1 protein-coding gene and 1 pseudogene are annotated in these 1,166 nt (G+C 73.2%); both read right to left on the bottom strand.

Translation table 11 applies throughout. The features are described from left to right. Positions 1-45: 45 nt before the first annotated feature. Positions 46-771, bottom strand: a complete 726-nt coding sequence (locus Q0L15_RS21295; RefSeq protein ID WP_296606756.1) for a cobalt-precorrin-6A reductase — start codon at positions 769-771, stop codon at positions 46-48. Continuing rightward, positions 768-1,166 (bottom strand): annotated as a pseudogene (locus Q0L15_RS21290) (cobyric acid synthase CobQ); the annotation flags it as partial. The pseudogene Q0L15_RS21290 and the gene Q0L15_RS21295, both read right to left, overlap by 4 nt.

Raw genomic sequence — 1,166 nt, 5'->3', positions numbered from 1 at the left:
GGCTGCTCGGACGCGTCGACACCACCCCGAGGGCGACCGCCTGACTCAGCGGTGCGACAGCACCCACTCGAGAGCCGGGCCCACGGCGTGCACGACCTGCGCGCGGGGGTCCGGCTCGGGTCGTTCCACGACCACAACGGGGACGCCGAGCTGCGCCGCTGCCTGCATCTTCGGCCACGTGTACGTCCCGCCGGAGTCCTTGGTGACCAGGACGTCGCTGCCGTGGTCGGCCATGACCTCGAGGTCGCCCTCGAGTGTGTACGGCCCTCGGCTGGTGAGCAGGCGCCACGGCGCGGGGAGCTCCGTGTCGGGGGCATCGACAACCCGCGCCAGGACCGAGGCCTCGCCCAGGTCGGGAACGAACCGGGCCAGTTCCTGGCGGCCTACGGTCAGGAAGGGACGTTGCCCCAGCGTTGCCGCCACCTGCGCTGCCTCCTCGTGCGTACGGACGTACCGCCAGGTGGGGTCGCGCTCCCAGCCCGGACGCTCGAACCGCAGCAGTGGGACCTGCTCGGCCGTGCAGGCCTCGACCGCGTTGGCACTCATTCCCCGCGCGAACGGGTGGGTGGCGTCCACGACCAGGTCGTAGTCGGCCAACGCGGTCCGCAACCCCGCGACGCCGCCGAACCCGCCGATGCGCACCGGTCCCACCGGCAGGCGAGGGCGGGCCACGCGCCCCGCGAGCGACGAGGTGACGTCCACTCGGGCCTCCACCAGCAGGCAGGCCAGGTCGCGCGCCTCCGCGGTGCCTCCGAGCAGCAAGACCTTCATCGTGGACCTTCCTGGGGCGGTGTGGGGACGACGGTGAGCGCCGGCAAGGACGCGGGTGCCCCTCGCCGGGCCAGGGTCAGCAGGGCATCGACGTCCAGGTGCTCCTCGACGAGGTCGGCGAGGAGCTCCATCCGGCGCTCCCGGGTGGCCGGGAAGCCGGCGCCGGAGGGGGCCAGGTCGGCGACCTCGGCGAGGAAGGCGGACCTGAACTCGTCACTCTCGAGGCTGCCATGCCACATGGTGCCGAAGACCTGACCTGCTCGGGCGCCGCCGAGGAACTCCTCGGCGTCCGGGTCGCGGGTGATGCGGCCGTGGTGGATCTCGTAGCCGGCGGCGGGGGCACCGAGCGCTGCCCCGCTGGGTAGCCGCAGCGCCTTGTTGGGGGCGAAGATCGT

Source organism: Nocardioides sp. (assembly GCF_024509035.1).
Lineage (GTDB): Bacteria > Actinomycetota > Actinomycetes > Propionibacteriales > Nocardioidaceae > Nocardioides.
The sequence above is the reverse complement of the archived record's forward strand: the minus strand, read 5'-3'. Positions and strand labels throughout refer to the sequence as shown.